The sequence below is a fragment of the Sharpea azabuensis DSM 18934 genome (assembly GCF_000702165.1).
GTDB lineage: Bacteria > Bacillota_I > Bacilli_A > Erysipelotrichales > Coprobacillaceae > Sharpea > Sharpea azabuensis.
This window is the reverse complement of sequence record NZ_JNKU01000034.1, coordinates 1-15,729: the sequence shown is the minus strand read 5'-3', so window position 1 is coordinate 15,729 and position 15,729 is coordinate 1. Positions and strand designations below refer to the sequence as shown.

Here is a 15,729-nt window from a genome sequence, read left to right as displayed (position 1 = left end):
TCGGTCATATCTTTTCTTTTGGAATTGTATTTATTTTTTTAGAAATACTTTGTCGAAGTATAGTGTTTTGATAGAATAAGAAAACAAAGGAGTATGAACATGGCAAAAGAGACAAGTAAGACATTACGAAATGATGTTATTTATAGTATTTATGTACGCAATTATAGTAAAGAAGGGACATTTGATGCCGTTAGAAAGGATTTGAATCGTATTCAACAGTTAGGTGTGGATATCATCTGGTTGATGCCTATTCATCCTATTGGCAAGATGCATCGCAAAGGAACATTGGGTTCACCCTATGCCATCCAGGACTACCGTGCTATTAATCCAGAATTTGGCACGATGGAAGACTTTATCAATTTATGTGATGCCATTCATGAAAGAGGTATGAAGGTTATTATTGATGTTGTTTATAATCATACATCACCCGATTCCTATCTTGCGAAAAACCATCCTGAATGGTTCTATCATAAAGAAGATGGAACATTAGGAAATCGTGTTGGTAACTGGTGGGATGTTGTGGATTTAGACTATAGTCATCAAGAACTCTGGGATTATCAGATTGAGACACTCAAGATGTGGGCGAAGTATGTGGACGGTTTTAGATGTGATGTGGCTTCCATGGTGCCTATAGATTTCTGGCTAAGAGCGCGTCAAGAAGTCAAAGATGTACGCCAAGATGCATTGTGGCTCGCGGAAAGCGTGGATCCAGGCTTTGTGACCTATAATCGTAACCGTGGGGTCGAGTGTGCGAGTGATAGCCAAATCTTTGAAGCCTTTGATATGAGCTATGACTATGATATCTTTAATACCTTTAAGAATTATGTCATTGGTAAAGAGACATTAGAAGCCTATAGCCAGGCGATTAACTTACAAGAAATGATTTATCCAGATAATTATGTAAAGGCTCGTTTCTTAGAAAACCATGACCGCAATCGTGCCCATTCACTCATTCGCAATGAACAGGCTTTAAAGAATCATTTAGCCTTCATCTATTTCAATAAAGGAATAACACTGCTTTATAATGGACAGGAAGTCGCAAGCATTCACACGCCAGCCCTTTTTGATTATGATCCTATTCAATGGGATACAGACTTAGATTTAAGTGACTATATGCATAAACTCTATGACATGAAAAAGAACAGTATCTTAACGAACTCTACTTATAGTACAGCAGTAATTCGCAAAGATGTCTTGATGGCCATTCATCAAGAAAATGCTTCTTCTCCTCATGATTCTACTAAACATCCATCATTAGTAGGTATCTTCCAGTTTGATGGTCAGCCAACAGCCTGTGATGTCTCTAAAGCCCACTTGCATGATGGCATTTATCAGAATCTTATTGATGGCAAGAGTTATGAAATAAGAGAGGCAACACTTTATACGGATGGTGAACCTATCATTATTCAAAGCAATTGCGGACAAGAAATCAATCATTAGATGATCATCCATAGGCTGGTCATCTTTTTTGTGCTATGATGAGGAAAAGGAGAATGAAGATGAACGAGGAAAATCTTGTCACATATTATAATAAATTCAACGAAGATAAACGCTTAAAGACAAAGCATGCCCGTGTGGAATACAACACAGCAATGCATTATATCAATGTATGTTTAAGCCAATGTCAGACCCACCGTATTCTTGATGTGGGAGCAGGAACGGGAGCCTATGCCATTCCTTTATTTCAGGCAGGTAATGATGTGCATGCGATTGAGCTTGTCAAACACAATCTTCGTACAATGCAGAAGAAATGTCCGAATCTTGATGCAAGAGAAGGTAATGCCATGGATCTTTCAAAGTTTGAAGATGATTCGTTTGATATCGTTTTATTGTTTGGCCCAATGTACCATTTAATCTCTCATGAACATAAATTGAAAGCTTTAAATGAGGCCAAGCGCGTTGTCAGAGAGACAGGCTTTATATTAATAAGTTATTGTCTTAATGAATATGCGATTATTGAACATGGTATTAAAGAAGGCTTTTTAAAACAGGCTGTAGAAAAGGGAGAAGTTGATGAAAACTTCCATGTCATTTCTAAAGAAGATGATCTCTATTCCTATGTCCGTATTGAAGATATCAACAAGCTTAAAGATGAAGCAGGATTGAAAAGATATAAGATCATTGGACAGGACGGTGCTGCCGAGTACTTAAAAAGAGAAATCAATCATATGGATGAAGAAAGCTTTGCCTGCTTTATGGCTTATCATTTGGCAAATTGTGAACGTTATGAATTACTTGGGGCAAGCAGACATGCCCTGGATATATTAAGGAAGTGAGTGCATGATCTATAGTAAGTTACCGGTCGTCTTTCTTAATACAATAGCTTCAGAAAAACAAGGCTCGACCAATGGTGAAATTGCCTCCTATATCATTACGCATTTGGATGAAGTCAAATATATGGGTATTGCCCAGCTCGCTCAGTCTTGCCATGTGGCTAATAGTTCAATCTCTCGCTTTGTGAAAGATATTGGTTTAAAAAATTATAATGAATTAAGGGAACTGATGCTTTCGGCCTCACTGCATTTTGAATGTGAAGATTCCTTAGAGAGCTATACAACCCATCTTCAACATGCCATCAACGATGTCTATCAAACCATTAATCATCATGAAATCGATAGGCTCTGTCAGAAAATCAAGACATATAAAAAAATTGCTGCCTTTGGCTTATTAAAAGCCGAAACAGCAGCAATGAATTTTGTCGATGAAATGATGATGCTAGGTAAACCCATTTATACCAACGTTTCTTACTTTGAACAAATTGATTATATACTCCATGCCTCAGAAGAAGATTTAATCATTATTTTCTCTTATACAGGCGCTTATTTTGATTATCCTGGTTTACGTAGTGATCTCAAGAAACTCAAGAAGCCTCATATCGTCTTCATTAGTTCTACTTGTGATCAATATCCCGATTTTATCAATCAGGTCATTGATTTCCATTCAGATGGCTCGTTAGTAGGACATCCTTATACATTAATGCTGGTAGGAAGTTATATCAGTCAGGTCTATGCGAAAGGCTAGACCTTTTTCTCTATTTCCACCATCCCTTTAATCACATCAGGTGCGAGATGGACAATCTCAGCAATCTTTTCAATCGGCATGCCAGACTTATACATCCCTTGAATGATATCCATCTTTTCACCCATCACATCCTCACGTGTACTCTGTACTTCAACACGGGCATTCTGTATTTCTTTACGGGATTCTTTGATCTCCTGTAATGTTTCAATATTATGATATGTGTGTTTTTGATCTTTGTTCATATGTATATCCTCGTACAATCATTATACTACAAAAAAGAAGTGAAAGATGTCTTTCACTTCTTTTTCAATGAAAAAGCTCTTTTTATGAGCATGTACTATTCAAACTGTCTTGTTTCTGGGTTATATTTCATATCCTTTGATAAAGTCACAAGGATAATGTCTTCATTATGAAGACGATAGGCATCAATAAATTCATCTAAGGTATGTTTGTTGTCTTTAAGTTCTCTATTTAATAATTCAACTAAAGCATCCGCATAATTAATTCTCATGATTAACCTCCTAACCATATTTGATTGTAAGACAATATATCATGTCATTCTTAAATGTAAAGAGGGCAAGAAGCAATATAACGCTTACAGAGAAATAAAAATGCTTTCATTTCGTTTGAAATTAAAAATTTGATATTAATAATATACATTCGTGACAAACACTTAACAAAACTATACATATAAGCGCTTACATAATTCTGATATAAAGAATAATTTTTTTGAAATTAGTACAAAAGAGAATTAATTGTTCGAAAATTCATACAATATAAGAAAAAATATTGACGTTTTGCGTTTGAAAGTTTAGCATAGTTCTATGATTTATAAAAATCATTTGTGTTAATTGAAGAGAATTCTTGTTTGTAGAGAATGAAATGCATTTTCTTAGCAGCAGTAAGTCCAATATGGGAGAAGATGACATGCGTGCACTCATAAGTGTTGTTTTCAGTTGACAAAGAGTATGTATCAAAGTAGATGCTTTGAATTTAGGAAGAGAGGGATAAAAGTGTCAAAGTACATCCTAAAGCGTGTCATTCTTGCGATTGTGTCAATCGTAATTGTCAGCGCCATTACATTCTTCGCCATGAACTTAATTCCTGGCGGTCCATTTAATAAAGAAAAGGCTGTAAGTCCACAGGTTATTGAAGAATTAAATAAACGTTATAACCTAGATAAACCTGTACCACAGCAGTACGTTCTTTATATGCAGAACATTTTAAAAGGTGACTGGGGCGTTTCATTAAATAACGGTCGTCCTATCTGGCCAGATATTACTTCAAGATTTGCCGTTTCCGCAAAACTTGGTTTCTCAGCCGTCTTTATCGCCACAATCATTGGTGTCATTCTGGGCTCAATTGCTGCCTTAATGCGTAACCGTTGGCCCGATCGAATCATTGTATTCTTTACAACACTCGGTACAGCGATGCCATCATTCGTTCTCGCAACATTATTATTGCTGGTCATTTGTTTACAGTTAGGCTGGATTCCAGTATTCGATGCCGATAATCCAAACTACATTCTCCCAATTATCGCCTTATCAGTTTATCCAATGGCTTATATTACCCGTCTTACAAAGACAAGTATGTTGGATGCATTAAACCAGGACTATATCCGTACAGCTAAGGCTAAAGGTGTTGCAAGATCAAAATTAATCTTCGTTCATGCCTTACGTAATGCCTTAATTCCAGTTGTTACTTATTTAGGTCCTGAAATTGCTTATATCTTAACAGGTTCAATGGTTGTTGAAAGTATCTTTACAATTGGTGGCTTAGGCTCAGCATTTGTTACATCAATCAATAACCGTGACTATACAATGATTATGGCTGTTACGATTTTCTTAGCCATCTTAATGGTTGTTGCAAACTTATTAACTGATATTGCTTATAAGTTTATCGATCCTCGTATCGACTTTAATAACTAGGAAAGGACTTCGAACATGGAAAAAGAAAATGTTGTATATAAGAAAAGACAGATTCTCTCTAGTCAGGTAGATTTGTCTCAGTTCAATAAAAAAGAATTTGAAAAAGCAACAGATGAAGAAAAGAAACAACAAGATGTAATGGGCGAGTCTACAACCTTCTTTAAAGACGGTATGAGAAGACTTCGTAAGAATCCTCTTGCGATGGGTTCAATCATTATCTTAATTGCTCTTATTCTTATTATCTTAATTACACCTCATATTGTGCCTTATAGCTATTCAGAAATGATTACAGTTAATGGTGTACGTGATAAAGGTACTGCTAACTTAGCACCTTTCCAGTTCTCACCACGTGAACAGGCTTATATGACACAAACAGGGAAGAACTTATTCCCACATATCTTTGGGACTGATTCACTTGGCCGTGACTACTTCATTCGTTGTGTCTATGGTACACGTGTCAGCCTTTCAGTAGGTATTGTAGCAGCCATCATGGTCTTAATTATCGGGCTGATCTATGGTTCGATTTCGGGCTATTTTGGTGGTCGTGTCGATATGATTATGATGCGTATTGTCGATATCATTTACTCATTACCTGATATGTTGTTGATTATCTTATTATCAGTTGTCTTCAAGCAGGTCTTAAGTGGTTATATTAAAGGGACTGTCTTTGAATCATTAGGTAGTAATATGCTGGCAATGTTTATTGTCTTTGGATTATTGTATTGGGTAACGATGGCACGTTTAGTACGTGGTCAGATCTTGCAGATCAAAAACAATGAATATGTCTTAGCAGCTAAAGCTATTGGTACACCAAATAGACGTATTCTTCTTCGTCATATTATCCCTAACTGCTTATCCGTTATCATTATCACAACTGCTCTACAGGTACCAAGTGCCATCTTTACAGAAAGTTATCTTTCATTCTTAGGCTTAGGTGTTTCTGCACCAATGCCATCACTTGGTTCACTTGCGAACGATGCGCGTCAGGCTATGCAGTCTTACCCATCTCGTTTGATCATTCCAGCAGTTATCATTGTCTTGATCGTATTAGCCCTTAACCTCTTAGGTGATGGTTTAAGAGATGCGTTCGATTCTAAGTTGAATTAAGGAGTTTACTATGAGTGAAGATACAAATGTATTATTAGATGTTGAAAACCTTCATACATCTTTCTTTACCGATAATGGTGAAGTTAAGGCTGTCAATGGTATCTCTTTCAAGCTTGAAAAGGGAAAGACATTGGGTATTGTAGGTGAATCTGGTTCTGGTAAATCAGTTACAGCCTACTCTATCATGCAGATCTTAGCAGAAACTGGTCGTGTAACAGAAGGTAAGGTCTTATTTAAAGGAGACAACATCTTAGACTATTCAGAAAGTGAGATGCAGAAGTTCCGTGGTGAAAAGATTTCGATTATCTTCCAGGACCCTATGACATCTTTAAACCCAGTATTTACTGTTGGTTATCAGCTTGAAGAAGCCATCCTTCTTCATACAAACAAAACAAAGGCTGAAGCCAAAGCACGTGCGATTGAAATGTTGACACTTGTTGGGGTCAACGAACCAGAATCACGTGTAAAGCAATATCCACATGAATTATCAGGTGGTATGAGACAGCGTGTTATGATTGCCATGGCATTATGTTGTGAACCTGATGTGCTTATTGCCGATGAACCAACAACAGCTCTTGATGTTACTATTCAGGCGCAGATCCTTGAATTAATGCAAGACCTACAGAAGAAGCTTGGTATGGCCATCATCATGGTAACTCATGACTTAGGTGTCATTGCTTCAATGTGTGATGAAATCCTCGTTATGTATGGTGGTCGTGTATGTGAACGTGGTACAGCTGATGCCATCTTCTATGAACCAGCCCATGAATATACAAAAGGTTTACTTGCTTCCATTCCAAGAAAAGACAATATGAATGAGAAGCTTGTACCTATTGGTGGTACACCAATTAACTTATTGAATATGCCTAAGGGCTGTGCATTCTGTCCAAGATGTAAGAATGCCATGAAGGTCTGTCTTGAAAAACAGCCTGATGAATATTGGGTTGGTGAAGATCATCTTGCAAGCTGCTGGATGAATATCAAAGACCTTTATGAATCACAGGAAGGAGTTCACTAATGAGCGAAGAAAAGAATATTCTTGAAGTCTCTCACTTAAAGCAGTATTTCACTGTAAAGCAGGGCTTTAAGAAAAAGACATTAAAAGCCGTTGATGATATCTCATTTGCGATTAAGCCAGGTGAAACACTTGGTTTAGTAGGTGAATCAGGATGCGGTAAGACAACTGTAGGACGTACATTACTTCGTCTCTATGAACCAACTGCTGGTAAAATCACTTTTAATGGAGAAGTGTTATTTGATAGTGGCGAAGAGTATGATGAAAATGATAAACTAATACTAGATGCGAATGGTAACCCTCAGAAACATAAATCTGTTTCTAAGAATATGCTTCCATATCGTAAAGAGATGCAGATGGTTTTCCAGGATCCTTATTCATCATTGGATCCACGTATGACTGTCGAAGATATTATTGGTGAACCATTAGATGTTCATCATCTCTATAAGTCAAAAGAAGAACGTCGTAAGAAGATTCTTGATTTAATGGAATTAGTTGGTTTGAATGCGGAACATGCGATGCGTTATGCACATGAATTCTCAGGTGGTCAGAGACAGCGTATTGGTATTGCGAGAGCATTAGCCGTTAATCCAAAATTCATTGTCTGCGATGAAGCTGTATCAGCCCTAGACGTATCCATTCAGGCTCAGGTTATCAACATGTTTGAAGAGCTTCAGGATAAACTTGGTGTTGCTTATCTCTTTATTGCCCATGACTTACTTGTCGTACAACATATCTCAGACCGTATTGCCGTCATGTATTTAGGGAAGATGATGGAAATTGCGGATGCTGATGAATTGAACAACAATCCAATTCATCCATATACATTAAGCTTACTTTCTGCCGTACCTATTCCAGACCCAGAAACAGCTAGACACTCAAAGCGTATTGTTCTTGAAGGGGATGTACCATCACCATTGAACATGCCATCAGGATGTCCATTTAGAACAAGATGTCGTTACGCTACTGAACAATGTGCCAAGGAAATGCCACAATTAAAAGATCGTGGTAATGGACACTTTGTCGCATGTCATAATCGTTAAGATATGACAATAAGATGGTTTAAAACTCGCGGGGGGTTTTAAATAAAGGATTAATTTTTAGAAGGAGGAAAGTTTATGAAGAAATTAGTTACTTTAGTTCTTTCAGGTGCTATGGCTTTCTCTTTAGCAGGCTGTGGCTCTTCAAAGAAAACAAGCAATGCAAATGCTACTAAAACTAACAGTGACACAAGTACTTTGTTCATCAATTTGGCTTCAGAACCAGATAAGTTAGACCCTGCTCTTAACACAACTGTTGATGGCGCTGCACTTGCAGTCAACTCATTTGTAGGTTTATTAACTTACGGAAAGGATGGCAAGTTAAAGCCAGCATTAGCCAAGGCTATGCCAACTGTATCTGAGGACGGGAAGACTTATACAGTTGAATTAAAAGAGTCTAAATGGTCTGATGGCACTGAATTAACTGCTAAAGATTTCGTTTATAGCTGGAATAGAGCTGTAAACCCTAAAACTGCATCTGACTACTCATACTTATTTGATGTAGTAGCTCGTGCTGCAAACTCTACTGACGCTAATCCAGTATTGGATGTAACTGCTGAAGGTGATTACAAGTTAGTCATCAAGTTAAATGCTCCTACTCCATACTTCGATCAGTTATTAGCATTCCCAGTATTCATGCCAGTTCCACAGGCTGCTGTAGAAAAGGCTAACCCAAATGGTGATAAACCAGGTGCTTGGGCTCAGGAAGCAGGATTCGTATCAAATGGTGCTTATAAGCTTACTAAGTGGAAACATAACGAATCAATGACTTATGAAAAGAATGATAACTACTATGATGCTAAAAATGTATCTATCAAGAAATTAAACTTCATGTTATCAGCTGATGATACTGCTACTTATGCAGCATATAAATCAGGTGACCTTGATTTCATTGATAGTGTACCAAACGATGAATTAAAGAACGTTCTTAAGAGTAAAGAATTAAAGACTGTTGACCAGTTAGGTACATACTACATTGGCTTCAACGTTAACTCTGATTTATTCAGTGGTATGACTCCAGAACAGGCTACTTCATTCCGTAAAGGTGTCTCTGACTTAATTGACAGAAAATATATCGTTGATACTGTAGGTCAGACTGGTCAGGTTCCAGCAGGCGCATTCGTACCAAAGGGTATGCATGATGGTAATGGTAAAGTTTACAAGTCTAACTACTTCGATGCAACTAAGACTGGTTCAAGCAACATTGAACAGGCTAAGAAAGATTTCAAGGCTGCAGGCTTAGAAGTTAAGAATGGTAAAGACAAGAGCTCATTCAAAGTTACTAAGAATGGTCAGGCAATCACTATTCCTTACATGATTAATACTAACACTGGTCACCAGAAAGTTGCTGAATGTATCCAGCAGGATTTAGCAGTTGCAGGTATCAAGGTTAATATCGATACAGAAGAATGGAATGTATTCATTCAGGACCGTAAAGATGGTAAGTTTACAGTTGCACGTGAAGGTTGGGTAGCTGACTATGATGACCCTATCAACATGTTAGAAATCTTCTCAACTAAGTCAGGTAACAACGATGTACAGCTTGGTAAAGGTAATTCAACAGCTGCTCCAAATTGGAAGCATTATGATGAATTAATCAACAAGATCTACTCATCAACTGATAACGCTGAACGTGCTAAATTATTACATGAAGCAGAAAAAGAATTAATGGCTACTTATGCAGCAGTTCCAATCTACTTCTACAACGATATCTACATGCAGAAATCTAACGTTACTGGAGTTTACTCAACAGTATTCGGTAACAAGTACTTCATGTATGCTAAGAAAACAAAATAAGTTTTAAAGCACTGATCCAGGGGGGAGACCTCTGGATCTTTTTTCGTGCCATTAATGTCATGAATAAACCACTCATGTTCACTCTATTGTGTTTTCATATGAACATGTTAGGATGATAATACAAGGAGGAGTGAATTGTGAAAAAGAAAATAATGTGGGCTTCAATTATATATGGTATTCTTTTAATATTTGCGGTGGCTGGAGTGAAAAACAGGTTTCGTCCTTTGCCTGCCTTTCAATGTGGTATCCAGATTATTCCTTTTCTAGATGCATATAAACAATATGTAGAAGGGACACTCATCGCTCATTATCTCATTGGTGATCTGTTATTGAATTTTATCTTGTTTATGCCTTTAGTTGTTGCATTATTGGTCATTGACAAAGATCTATCACTCAAAATGATGGTGTTATCCATTCTAAGTGTCGCTACTTGTGTGGAAATACTGGAAGTTGTTCTAAGGTTTGGTTCTTTTGATACGCAGGATATTTTAATGAACATACTTGGTGCTATCATGGTCTATTATCTATGTAGGGCATTAATAAAGACAAGATTACTAGGTAGGGATGTAAAATGAAAATCGCATTACTTGATGATAATATCGATTATCATCATATTTTAAACAATATGATTAATGATGTCCTAAAATCAGAAGACCTCACTTATACGATTGATTGTTTTAGTGATACAGAGAGCTTTATGAATAAGTATGATCAGTATGATGTGGTCTTTCTAGATGTGGAATTAGGCGCAGAGAATGGTATTAATATCGCCAAGAAGATCACCCAAAGCGATATTATCTTTGTTAGCTCCCATAAGAATTATGTCTTTCATGCCTTCCATGTTGCTCCCTTTAGCTACATTCTTAAGCAAGATGAAACACAGGCAAGAAGTGAAATTAAAAGATATATTGCTTACTATAAACATATGCATCAAACAATCACTATCCAAAACCAGGATATCCTGCTTAGCCATATTTCATACTTTTCTCAATATGAACATGATCGTATCACCCATCTTCATTCAAAAGAAATTATTGAGAAAGGGAAAACACTAAAAGAAATCTCTGCATTATTACCCCAATACTTTATCCAAATTAATCGATCGGAGATTATTAATATGTATCATGTCGAAAATGTGAAGAAGGATATTGTATTGATGGATGATGGAACACAATTATATGCTTCAAGAAGAAGGGAGAAGTTCTTGATGAAAGCTTTTATTGAAATGTTGGAGAATAAGTTATGATATGGAATGAAGAAGTTGTCATTGATATGATTGCCTACTTCCTTCAAGCCTTGTTGCAGGCATCAGTGCTTTTTAATGAACTACGTGTTGAAGAGAAAAGGCAATACTATTGGATATTTGTGGGTCTCTATTATCTTTCTTTGGTGATAAGAATATTTAGGCCTGATGCTTACTGGTGGATCAGTATTATAGTTGTAGGAGTATTGTTTATCTATGGTAAAAGAGTAAGCCCCTTTCATCCCATTGAAGTCTTATTAACTATTCTATTTTATCAGGCATTTGATTATGGCTTAGTATTGATTTCAAGCTTACTGAATTCTTATATATTTTATATGAATGATCTTTTTAAAAACTTCATGTCATTAATTGGCTTTTCTCTAGCAGCTTATTTTGCATATAATAATAGGGATGATTTTCAGCCTCATATTTTTATTACATCATCATTAAAGATGGGAACAGTATTATTTGTTTTGGATTATTTGTTGGGATCATTTATGATATGGAATCTCCTTGTGTTTACAAATATCCTCTATTTCGTTGTTGTGTTGGTGTTGATGATCAATATTGTTGTCATGCGTATGCAGTTCTATAAGCAGGTTGCTGAAGTGAACGACTATATGCAAAGTAAGATTCTTGCCTTCAACAGTCAGCGTATTGCTATCTATATGCAGGCTGTTAGCACAATGCAAAGAGAAAATGCGAATCTTCGCCATGTTCTTGCAAATATCAATGCTTTGTTGAAAGAAAAACATGATATACCCATTGATCTTCCTGAATATATCTATGATGCATCAAAGACGATGACAACGATCCTGAATGGCGCGATGGCAATTATGCCTGATATAGACTGGCGTTTTCACCTTCTTTCCTCATTTGAGGGATTACCTGAAGATCAGTTAAGAATGCTTTTATTGTCTATTGTTGATTATGTCATGGTGACACTTCAAGGTAAACAAGTCATCTTTTCTACAAAAGAAACAGACCAGATTTATTATATTCATGTGGAATATGTTAGAAACAAAGAACATCATCAAGATGAATTAATGGCTATTATTGATCAAATGAAAGGAACAATACGCTTTGAAAATACTGGTATCAGTATCCTGCTGAATAAATGATTGAGTAGGAAATCTAGGAATGATAAAATATTTCTAGGTGATAATCATGTTGGAATATTTTAAATTTACACTTTCATCCTATGGAGAAGGATATATAGAAACAGAAGTCTTTTTAAAAGGTAATCCTCATTATCATGTTGTGGGGACAAAGTTTGAAGACTTTGAAAGAAGTATTACGGATAAACAAGCTAATTACTTCAATACAAGAATGACACTTTTAAACTTAGATCATTTAGAACGCCAGTATATGCACTCGGATCAAATGCTTTTAGATGGAGAAACATGGTCCATAGAATATCAATATGCGAATAAGCCAAGAGAAAGCATCTTTGGTGATAATAGCTATCCGGATTGCTGGGAGAAGCTCTTGGATATTCTTGATGAACTTGTTGAAGAAGTGCCCTATGTCGATCCTGAGCGCATAGAAAGCTTCACTATGCATTATCATCATAAGCTGATCATTGAGAATAATGAGCAGGCTGACTATGAGGAAAATCTAGATATTAACCGTAAGCATCAAACACTCATCTATACAAAGAATATAGCTCCTGATTGTGTCATTACCCATCAATATGAAACAAAGCACTCAATTAGTACATTGTTAGATAACCTAAATGGTGATATTCCTGATATACAGAGTGCTGAGGTTGGAGAATATGAGGAAGGTATTATAATAGACATTACATGGCATAATGGTGAGCTATTTCATTACCAGCTTCCATATAATCGTCACTATATGCCAAGAGATTGGCATAATGTGATGTATCATATTGAAGAATATATGCGTACTTTTGGATTCTTTGGCAGTATCTTTGCCCAGAGTATCTATGAACATGGAGTGCATGAAGGAGAATATATTTATTGTTCTATTATTTTTGAAGAAAATGGTCGTAGTTATTATTATGTTACTGATGATGACTCAATCAGGATTGGTGACTATGTACTTGTACCTGTTGGACATGATAATAAAGAAGTAGAAGGCGTTGTAGAGAATATTACTTATCATTATCGTGGCAGTGTGCCTTATCCCTATGAGAGCTGTAAACATATCATTAAGAAGTTGAAGCATTAAGGCAGGTATCTGCCTTTTTGTTTAGAATAATATTTGTATAATAACTATGAAGTCTATACTAAGATGAGAGTTTTGAAGTAAAATAGAGCTGGGTGATGGATATGGAAGAATTGCTGAGTATTGGTGATATGGCCAAAATCAATCATATTACAGTGAATACATTAAGACTTTATGACAAGTGGGGACTATTAAAGCCTGCTTATATTAATCATGAAACAAACTATCGCTATTACGATATCAAACAAAATGCTAGATTAGACCTTATTGCCTATATGAAAGAACTAGGCATGAACTTAAAGGAAATCAAAGAACTTCTTGATAAAGAAGATCTCAATCTGATTGAAGCTATTCTCATTAAGAAAAAAGCTGTTATTGATCAAGAAATAGCGGAACGTGTCAGACAGCGTGATGCCATCAAGCGCACAATATATTCCCTTGAGCGTTATCGCAAATCACCAACACCGGGCACACTCACAACTGAATTTATCGATGAAAGATCAATCTACAAAGCTCATGTCTCCAAGAACTTTTATGATTATGGTCTTGATGCCTATGAAATGATTCTCAAAGAATTCAAGAATAATCTTATTCATGAAAATCTTCCTGAAGTCTATTATTGTAATGTTGGTACTTTCTTATCAAAAGAAAACTTTTTGCATCAACATTTTGAAACACATACAAGCTTTATCTTTGTGAATGAACACTTTCCTTTAAAAGAAAGAATTGAGAAGCTAGAGAGTGGGATGTATGCCTGTATTTATCTTGATGATTTTATGGATGAAAAGGAGTATGCGAAAAGACTGCTTGACTATTGTGAAAAGAATCATTATGAGATTATTGGGGATTATATTTGTGAAGTGCTTATTGAACTCACTTTCTTCAACCAAAATAATCGCTCCATGTATTTAAGATTACAAGTTCCTATTGCCTTTAAAAAAACACTTGACCCTCATCAATGATGAGGGTTTAACCTACTAAGTAGGAGGTGACTTAATAATGAGAAAAGTCAGAGTTGTGCAGTACGGTTGTGGTAAGATGAGTAAATTTATCTTACGTTATTTAGTCGAGAATGGATGCCAGATTGTTGGTGCTATTGATAATAATCCAGAAATCGTGGGCATGGATGTCGGTCAGTTTGCCGGGTTAGGTTTGGATCTTGGCGTGAAGATTAGTGATAATGCGGATGAAGTCTTGGATACATGTGATCCTGATATTGCGATTGTGACATTGTTCTCTTTAGTCAGCGATTGTTTCCCACATTTTGAAAAATGCTTATCAAGAGGTATTAATGTTGTATCAACATGTGAAGAAACAACATATGCCTGGACAACAAGCGCAGCTTTAATGAATAAGCTTGATGTCATTGCCAAAGCACATAATTGTACATTCCTAGGTACAGGTATGGAAGATGTATTCTGGGTAAATATGGTTGGTATGGTCGCAAGTGCCTGCCATAAGATTACAAAGATTGAAGGGGCAGTCTCTTATAATGTTGAAGACTACGGACTTGCTCTTGCGAAAGCACATGGTGTTGGCTTAACACCTGATGAATTTGAAGCAAGCATTGCTCATCCAGAAGTTATTGAACCAAGTTATGTGTGGAATTCAAATGAAGCCTTAGCACAGAAACTAGGATTGACAATTAAGTCTCAGACACAAAAATGTGTTCCATATTTTCATGATGAAGATCTCTATTCATCAACAATGAAAGCAACTATTCCAAAGGGCAATTGTATTGGTATGGCCGCTGTTGTTACTACTGAAACAATGCAGGGTATCACCCTTGAAACACAGTGTATTGGTAAGGTTTATGGACCGGATGATGGTGATATGTGTGATTGGAAGATCTTGGGTGAACCAGATACAGAATTCCATGTTGTTAAACCGGCAACACCTGAACATACATGTGCAACAATCGTCAATAGAATTCCTAGTGTCCTTAATGCTCCTGCTGGTGTTGTGACAATGGATGAACTTGAAGATATGGATTATCTTGCATATCCAATGGAATATTATATTTAATCCTATGAACACTCCTTAATGGGAGTGTTTTTTTATGCAGATAAATTATCATAACAAGTGCAACATATGAAAAGTTCATAGGAATTATCTATGCTACTATGTGAGTGACCAAAAAAACATAGAATGGAGATAAGCCTATGAACTATAACCATATTAACATAAATGAGCGTTCCTGCATCTATCAATTTCTCGCTCTGGGCATGAGTATACGTGGGATTGCAAAGGCACTTCATAGAAGTCCTTCCACCATTTCCCGAGAGATAAAAAGGAATTCATACCGTTCCTGGAGCAATTTCAAAGAGCATGATAGATATTTCCCTGTAAAAGCCCAGGAAAAATATGAAGAAAGAAGGACCAGATGCC

Annotated in this window: 17 protein-coding genes; 15 read left to right on the top strand and 2 right to left on the bottom strand. The window is 36.4% G+C overall.

All coding sequences use genetic code 11. From position 1 onward, the window contains the following. The first annotated feature begins 99 nt into the window (after positions 1–99). The 3 genes from T529_RS0108065 to T529_RS0108055 are packed head-to-tail and all read left to right on the top strand — an operon-like array spanning position 100 to position 3,021. Positions 100–1,440, top strand: a complete 1,341-nt coding sequence (locus T529_RS0108065; RefSeq protein WP_033163112.1) for an alpha-amylase family glycosyl hydrolase — start codon at positions 100–102, stop codon at positions 1,438–1,440. A 59-nt stretch (positions 1,441–1,499) separates the two neighbouring features. Further along, the gene (locus T529_RS0108060) at positions 1,500–2,276 is read left to right on the top strand and encodes a class I SAM-dependent methyltransferase (protein ID WP_051646921.1); all 777 of its coding nucleotides are present in this window, start codon (positions 1,500–1,502) and stop codon (positions 2,274–2,276) included. A 4-nt stretch (positions 2,277–2,280) separates the two neighbouring features. Further along, on the top strand, positions 2,281–3,021 hold the full coding sequence (locus T529_RS0108055) for a MurR/RpiR family transcriptional regulator (protein ID WP_033163110.1): 741 nt from the start codon (positions 2,281–2,283) through the stop codon (positions 3,019–3,021). Here the strand turns inward: T529_RS0108055 and T529_RS0108050 are convergent. After that, positions 3,018–3,263, bottom strand: a complete 246-nt coding sequence (locus T529_RS0108050; RefSeq protein WP_033163109.1) for a hypothetical protein — start codon at positions 3,261–3,263, stop codon at positions 3,018–3,020. The genes T529_RS0108055 and T529_RS0108050 overlap by 4 nt on opposite strands. Before the next feature lie 95 nt (positions 3,264–3,358). After that, positions 3,359–3,532, bottom strand: coding sequence for a hypothetical protein (locus T529_RS13150; protein ID WP_156032219.1), 174 nt, complete (start codon positions 3,530–3,532; stop codon positions 3,359–3,361). 502 nt (positions 3,533–4,034) lie between these two features. Between T529_RS13150 and T529_RS0108045 the strand changes: the two genes are divergently transcribed. The 12 genes from T529_RS0108045 to T529_RS13370 all read left to right on the top strand — a co-directional run. Then, entirely contained in the window at positions 4,035–4,949 is a 915-nt protein-coding gene (locus T529_RS0108045) for an ABC transporter permease (protein ID WP_033163108.1), read from the top strand. Between the two features lie 15 nt (positions 4,950–4,964). Further along, positions 4,965–6,056: an ABC transporter permease gene (locus T529_RS0108040; RefSeq protein ID WP_033163107.1), complete on the top strand. Its 1,092-nt coding sequence runs from the start codon at positions 4,965–4,967 to the stop codon at positions 6,054–6,056. A gap of 10 nt (positions 6,057–6,066) precedes the next feature. Beyond that, the gene (locus tag T529_RS0108035; protein WP_033163106.1) at positions 6,067–7,074 is read left to right on the top strand and encodes an ABC transporter ATP-binding protein; all 1,008 of its coding nucleotides are present in this window, start codon (positions 6,067–6,069) and stop codon (positions 7,072–7,074) included. Then, the gene (locus T529_RS0108030) at positions 7,074–8,114 is read left to right on the top strand and encodes an ABC transporter ATP-binding protein (protein ID WP_033163105.1); all 1,041 of its coding nucleotides are present in this window, start codon (positions 7,074–7,076) and stop codon (positions 8,112–8,114) included. The genes T529_RS0108035 and T529_RS0108030 overlap by 1 nt, the downstream gene beginning before the upstream one ends. A 75-nt stretch (positions 8,115–8,189) precedes the next feature. Further along, positions 8,190–9,908, top strand: a complete 1,719-nt coding sequence (locus T529_RS0108025) for a peptide ABC transporter substrate-binding protein (RefSeq protein ID WP_033163104.1) — start codon at positions 8,190–8,192, stop codon at positions 9,906–9,908. A 137-nt stretch (positions 9,909–10,045) separates the two neighbouring features. Then, on the top strand, positions 10,046–10,483 hold the full coding sequence (locus tag T529_RS0108020; protein ID WP_033163103.1) for a VanZ family protein: 438 nt from the start codon (positions 10,046–10,048) through the stop codon (positions 10,481–10,483). Beyond that, entirely contained in the window at positions 10,480–11,154 is a 675-nt protein-coding gene (locus T529_RS0108015; protein WP_033163102.1) for a LytR/AlgR family response regulator transcription factor, read from the top strand. Before T529_RS0108020 ends, T529_RS0108015 begins: the two co-directional genes overlap by 4 nt. Continuing rightward, the gene (locus T529_RS0108010; protein ID WP_033163101.1) at positions 11,151–12,272 is read left to right on the top strand and encodes a hypothetical protein; all 1,122 of its coding nucleotides are present in this window, start codon (positions 11,151–11,153) and stop codon (positions 12,270–12,272) included. The genes T529_RS0108015 and T529_RS0108010 overlap by 4 nt, the downstream gene beginning before the upstream one ends. Positions 12,273–12,318: 46 nt before the next feature. Continuing rightward, on the top strand, positions 12,319–13,344 hold the full coding sequence (locus T529_RS0108005; RefSeq protein WP_033163100.1) for a hypothetical protein: 1,026 nt from the start codon (positions 12,319–12,321) through the stop codon (positions 13,342–13,344). A gap of 101 nt (positions 13,345–13,445) precedes the next feature. Further along, positions 13,446–14,303 carry a MerR family transcriptional regulator gene (locus T529_RS0108000; protein WP_051646918.1) on the top strand — a complete coding sequence of 286 codons (858 nt, stop codon included), beginning with the start codon at positions 13,446–13,448 and terminating at the stop codon, positions 14,301–14,303. Between the two features lie 37 nt (positions 14,304–14,340). Beyond that, complete coding sequence (locus T529_RS0107995; RefSeq protein WP_033163098.1) at positions 14,341–15,366, top strand: NAD(P)H-dependent amine dehydrogenase family protein; 1,026 nt, start codon at positions 14,341–14,343, stop codon at positions 15,364–15,366. 137 nt (positions 15,367–15,503) lie between these two features. Next, positions 15,504–15,729 (top strand): helix-turn-helix domain-containing protein (locus T529_RS13370; RefSeq protein WP_033163097.1); only part of this gene is annotated, 226 nt, incomplete at its 3' end.